Source organism: Streptomyces sp. WAC 04229 (assembly GCF_003947455.1).
In the GTDB taxonomy this organism is placed as follows: Bacteria; Actinomycetota; Actinomycetes; order Streptomycetales; family Streptomycetaceae; genus Streptomyces.
In genome coordinates, this window is the sequence record NZ_QHJH01000297.1 from 1 (window position 1) to 5,577 (window position 5,577).

General features: G+C 74.3%; 6 protein-coding genes. 2 read left to right on the plus strand and 4 right to left on the minus strand.

Annotated features, from left to right (window positions below):
- Positions 1-136 precede the first annotated feature (136 nt).
- Positions 137-1,720, plus strand: coding sequence for a hypothetical protein (locus tag DMH12_RS36755; protein ID WP_125495632.1), 1,584 nt, complete (start codon positions 137-139; stop codon positions 1,718-1,720).
- A gap of 493 nt (positions 1,721-2,213) precedes the next feature.
- Here the strand turns inward: DMH12_RS36755 and DMH12_RS39380 are convergent, their stop codons facing one another.
- The 4 genes from DMH12_RS39380 to DMH12_RS36770 form a co-directional block, all read right to left on the minus strand.
- Positions 2,214-2,372, minus strand: a complete 159-nt coding sequence (locus tag DMH12_RS39380) for a DUF6760 family protein (RefSeq protein WP_185832758.1) — start codon at positions 2,370-2,372, stop codon at positions 2,214-2,216.
- Positions 2,369-2,881, minus strand: coding sequence for a hypothetical protein (locus DMH12_RS36760; protein WP_125495633.1), 513 nt, complete (start codon positions 2,879-2,881; stop codon positions 2,369-2,371). Before DMH12_RS36760 ends, DMH12_RS39380 begins: the two co-directional genes overlap by 4 nt.
- On the minus strand, positions 2,881-3,327 hold the full coding sequence (locus DMH12_RS36765; RefSeq protein WP_125495634.1) for a phage tail protein: 447 nt from the start codon (positions 3,325-3,327) through the stop codon (positions 2,881-2,883). Before DMH12_RS36765 ends, DMH12_RS36760 begins: the two co-directional genes overlap by 1 nt.
- A gap of 73 nt (positions 3,328-3,400) precedes the next feature.
- The gene (locus DMH12_RS36770) at positions 3,401-5,005 is read right to left on the minus strand and encodes a phage tail sheath subtilisin-like domain-containing protein (protein WP_125495635.1); all 1,605 of its coding nucleotides are present in this window, start codon (positions 5,003-5,005) and stop codon (positions 3,401-3,403) included.
- 320 nt (positions 5,006-5,325) lie between these two features.
- On the opposite strand from DMH12_RS36770, the gene DMH12_RS36775 reads away from it, so the two are divergent.
- On the plus strand, positions 5,326-5,577 hold a 252-nt coding region (locus DMH12_RS36775), incomplete at its 3' end, for a hypothetical protein (RefSeq protein ID WP_221763154.1).

The following is a 5,577-nucleotide window of genomic DNA, read 5'->3' on the forward strand; positions in this document are numbered from 1 at the left end:
GGACTGTGTACTCGTTTTTTTTGGATCACTCGCGCCTCCAGCGATATCCATAAGGGATGTTGAGCAGGCCGCGTCATTTGTGTTAAGGAGGCGGGGGGGGGCCGTTGTGGGGGGGGGGGGGGGCGTCGTTGACGCCGTGCCGCTGGTCCTGGGCGTGGGGTTGGCCGGGGTGGAGGAGGCCCGCCGCTCGGAGCCGCCGGTAGCGCCGCGGTCGGCGCGGGACGCGGGCACGGCTCGCTGCACCGGGAGGTCGCCCGCGCCGCTCGGCGCGCTGCCGGACCGGGGAACGGCCCGCTGCACCGGCGTGTGCGGCGCCGCGTCCGTGCCGGGGGCGGACGGGGCGTCCCCGCCCGGACGGGAAGCGCCGGAACCGGATTCGGCACGGGAGGGTGCCTCGGTGCGGGGGTGCTGCTCCGGCACCGCCCGCCGCACGGGGGAACCGGTCGTCGTGGGCTCCGGTGCGGTGGCGGACCGGCGCTCACCGGGGTCGGCGGCCCCGGCTCCACGGGCGGGGTCGGGACGGGTGGCCGGTGCCGGGCCGGACCGGGGCACGGCCCGCTGGACCGGCGTACCGGACGCCGTACCGCCCCCGGACGGCGAGGTGGTGCCCTGGGCCGGAGTGGGCGGGGTGCCGGTCGGCGAGCCCTTGCCCGCCGCGGGTGCGGGCCGGTTCGCCCGAGGTGACGCGGCCCGCTGGACCGGCGGCGCACCGGACGCCGTGCCGTCGCCGGACGGCGAGGAGGCGCCCTGGGCCGGAGTGGCCGCAGAGGTCGCACTGGCCGGACCCGCCGAAGTGGTCGGCGGTGTGGCGGCCGGTGCGGTCGGCGTGCCGGCCGGTGCGCCCTTGCCCGCCGCGGGTGCGGGCCGGTTCGGCCGAGGTGACGCGGCCCGCTGGACCGGCGTACCGGAGGAGGCCCCGCCGGTCGGTGCGGGGGAGGTCGGACTGCCCGAGGCCCGCGTCGCACGCTGCACCGGAGGAGCGGGCGGGCGGCCCGGCGTACCGGTTGCCGTGCCGTCGGCGGACGGCGAGGACGAGCTGCGCACCGGGGCGTTGGAGGCTGCCGCCGGGCCGGAAGGGGCAGGCGGACGGGGAACCGAGCGCTGGACGGGCGGGCCGGCCGGGGTGTCGGTGGCGGCCGGGCCCTGCTGCTGCGGGCGCACGGCGCGTTGCACCGGGGAGGGCGGGGATGCCGGGGGAGCCGCGGGCGGCGCGGCCGCGACGTCGCCGCCGGAATCGCCGAGACCGGGGGCCGGGGCGGCGGGCCCGGCCGGTGCCGAGCCGGGTTCCGCTCGGTCGCCGGCACTCGACGACGAGGGTGCCGTTCCGGAGGACTTCGTTGGGGCGTCGGCGGTCCGGCGGGTCGAGGGCAGGGCGCGGCGCTGCACGGCCGGCGACCCGGACGGGGCCTTGGTCAGCGGTTGCCGCGGGCGGGGCGGCGCGGGCGGCACCGGTGTCACGCGGACACCACGGGCTGCCTGCGGCGACGGGTTCACGGGTGCCGCGGACGACGTGGACGACGCGGACCCGGTGGAGCGCGACCGCTGGACCGGCGTGGCCGGGACGGCGGGCGCGGGCGACGACGGGGCCGGTCCACCGCCGCGCGCACTCGGCGCGGCGGGAGCCCCGCCCCTCGCACCCGGACGGGCCGACGGACCGGCGGACGCCCCCGCGCGCGCACCCGGCACGGCGGGACCGGCCGACCGCGTCCCCGGCGCCTGAGCGGTGGAAGCCGTCGGCGCCGGGGTGTCCGCCGGTATCGCCCGCAGCGGGGCGACCGGCATCCGCTGCACCGGCGGTGCGGCGGACGGGGACGCCAACGGGAGGGACTGAGCGGGGTGTTCGAGACCGGCCGCCGGGCGGGACGGCGTGCCGACCGCGCCGGACAGCATGCCGTCGCCCGACGCCGGGTCGAGGACCGCGGGGGACGGCGCCCCCGTGAACGACGGGTTCTGCCACGTCGGAAGGCGGCCGCCGAACCCGGCGTCCGCCACTCCCGTACGTGCCGTACCCGTCGCCCGCTGGATCGGCGGCAGGCCCGTCCAGGCGGCGACGGCCACGGGCGAGGGAGCGGGCGCGGGCGTGGCACTCCCGCCCGTGCCGCTCCCGCCCGGGTCCGTACCCGGGTCGGTGCCCGAGGGTTCGGGCGCGGGTGTGGCCCCGCCACCGCCGACGCCGTCCCGACGGCCCCGCAGCCGGTCCAGGAATCCCACGATCAGCCCTCCGCCATGCCACGCGTCACGAGGGACGCGATCTGGTCCGTGTACCGGCGGCGGTCCTGGTGCTCCAGGTCCAGGATCGCCTCCAGGCCCCAGTGGAAGTGGTAGGCGACGTACGCGATCTCCTCATGCAGCCGGTCGGTCGCGTACGTCACGATTCCCCCAGGCGGCTCCCGCCGAGTTCCACCTCGAAGGGCTCCGAGCAGTGCGGGCACTCGACGGCCGCGCGGGTGTGCCCCTCCGCGTTGATCTGGCGGTAGAAGTCCTGGAGGAACGCCAGGTCGGAGGCGAACATGTTCTCCACGATCCCGTCGTGCACCATCGACAGCGTGCCCAGCCGGGTGATGACCCGGCCGAGCAGCACCACCGACAGGTACGCCGGGTTCTCCTGCACGCGCACGTCGCGCAGCGGGATCAGCTCGTCCCGGGCCGTCGACAGGCGCATCACACCGTCCCGGTGGACCGTGCCCGACTCGTCGACGTACCCGCGCGGCAGCTCGAACGGGAACTCGGTGCGCAACTGCTGCCGAGGCGCCGTCGCGGCCGGTGTCTCCGCGGGTGCGGCGGCGGGAGCCGAACGGGGGAAGTCCGCTCCCACCGCCGCGGTCTGAGGGGCCTCGGGGGCCGCGGGGGCCGCAGGCGCCCCGCCGGCCGCACGCCGCATTATTCGACGACCAGTTCTTCGAACACGATGGTGACCGTCTCGGTCAGCGCGGAGGTGTCGCCCGCCTTCACCGTGCTCGCGTCGATCTTGCTGCACCAGGCGTTGCGGAGGTTGTACCGCTTCACCGGGTTGTCCTCGTAGTCCATGAGGATGATGGAGGCGTTCTTGCGCGCCGTGCTCATCCGGCCGTTCATGGAGTCGTTGATCCACTGGTTGAACGACGAGGACTGGGTCATGCCGCGCACGACGGTGCACTGCCCGTCCTTCTTGTTGCCCGGCAGGACGGCCGTCTCCGCCTTGCCGGTGGCGCTGTTGTTCTGCGGGTACTTGATGACGTCCTGTTCCTGCGAGAGGCCGCTGACCTCGGCGAGGTACTCGACCATCACTCCGTCGATCTGGAGGCCGAAGTTGTTCGCTGTGAGGGAGTCACCCGGCATGAGTGCCATTGGTTCGCTGTCCTTCTAGGTGTCTGAGTGAAAGGAAGAGGCGGGCGGTGCGGAGGGGCTCAGGACGCGGGCCCTACTCCTCCAGCTCACCGCTGCCGCTGGAGAACTGGGCCAGCCGGAAGATCACGAACTCGGCGGGCTTGACCGGCGCGATGCCGATCTCGCAGATGACCCGGCCGAGGTCGACCGACTCCGGCGGGTTGGTCTCCTCGTCGCACTTGACGTAGTAGGCCTCTGCCGGGCTCTGGCCGAAGAGGGCGCCGCTGCGCCACTCGTTGACCAGGAACGCGGACACGTTGCGGCGGATGCGGGCCCAGAGGTTGTGGTCGTTCGGCTCGAACACCACCCACTGGGTGCCGATCAGGATCGACTCCTCCAGGTAGTTGAAGTACCGGCGGATGTTCAGGTAGCGCCACGCCGGGTCGGAGGAGAGGGTGCGCGCACCCCAGACGCGGATGCCGCGGCCGGGGAAGGAGCGGATGCAGTTGACGCCGATCGGGTTGAGCAGGTCCTGCTCGCCGCGGGTGATCTGCAGCTCCAGGTCGACGGCGCCGCGCACGACCTCGTTGGCGGGCGCCTTGTGCACGCCGCGCTCGGAGTCGTTGCGGGCCCAGATGCCGGCGACGTGGCCGCTCGGCGGGACCAGGCGGGACTGGCCGGTCGCCGGGTCGAAGGACTTGATCCAGGGGTAGTACAGGGCCGCGTACTTGGAGTCGTAGCCGGCCGTCTCCTGGCGCCAGACGCGGATCTGACGGGCGTTCTGGCCGGGCGGCGGGTCGATGATGGCGACGCGGTCGCCCATCAGCTCGCAGTGGGCTATGAGACCGAGCTGGACGGCCTTGACGGACTCCAGGTCGATCGCGCCGCGCTGGTAGGCGGCCATCAGGTCGGGCACCGCGACCATGGAGATCTCGTCGATGGCCTCCAGGCCACCGAAGCCGGTGCGGTCCGAGGAGTCGCCGAGGTACTGGGCCGGGCCGGGGTGCGCGCTCTCGGCCTGCTCGACGGGAGCGGCGGGGGCGGCGGACGGCGGCGCGGGCAGCGTCAGGGTCTGGTTCTCCGGACGGGCCAGCTGCGCGGACGGCGCGGCCTCGGTCACGGTGATGAGCTTGGAGCGCTCCTTGACCTGGGTGACGACGTAGGAGCGGTTGCCCTTCTTGGCGCTCACGTCGAAGGTCTCGACCGGCTTGTCGCCGTCCTTGACGATCAGCTTGAAGCGCTCGGCGGGGCCCTCGCCCTCGGGGTCGGCGACCTCGACGGTCAGCGGGCCGGTCTGGCCTTCGCCGGTGGCGGTCACGGCGAACGTGCCGAGCTGCTTGGGCTCGGCGGCGGGCAGTGCGGCCTTGGCGGTGCTGCCGGTGACGGCGGCGGGCGCGGCGGAACCGTCCGTGGCGTCGCCTGCCGCGTCCTCGGCCGAACCGCCGACGCGGACGACGTAGGCGGCGGACCCGCCGTTGTTGAAGAACCCGTAGACGGAGTGCGCGAGGTAGTACCCGCCGGTGAAGTCACCGAACGCCGCGACGTACTGCGTCCAGTTGGTCACCAGCGTGGGCTCGTTCAGCGGGCCGGTCGGGGCGAGACCGACGAAGGCCGCCACCGAGGTGCCCACCCCCTCGATCGGGCGCGAGCCGCTGGCCACCTCCTCGACGTAGACGCCGGGCGACAGGTAGGACGGCATGCTCTGCTCTCCTCGGGGTACGAGACAGGACGCCCCCCAGCTTCACGCGCGCGATGCCGCCGTCGAAACGCCCTCGGGGGCCGGTCCAGGGGCATGCCTGCTGCCCCCTCTCGTGCCCCTTGGGGCAGAGTCGTCGCCCTTCTCTGTGGAATGCGGCCATTTTTGCTTCAACATCTTGTGTTGAGTGTCAGTTCGCCAGGATGTCACCCCGGGTTCACGAGGAGGAGTTGTCCGTGCCGGACCGCTTGCACGAAACGCAGACCCCTCGCACGGACAAGGCAACTCCGACTCGACGCCTCCCTCGGCAGACGCAGCCTTCCATGGCCTCCTTGCAGGCTCAGGCGGGCAACAGGGCCGTGGCCGAGGTGGTCCAGCGCTCGGGCAGCGCGGACCTGCTGACCGGCCGCGCCCGGTCGAACTCCGCTCCGGCCGACCTGCGCGGCGCCGCCGCCTCACGGGATCTGGCCGAGCAGGCGGAGCAGCGTCGCCTGGTGGGAGCGGTGAGCGCGGAGGCGGCCGCGGCGGGTCGTCGGCGGCCGGAGGTGGCGGCCGAGCGGCGGGCCCGGGTGGGG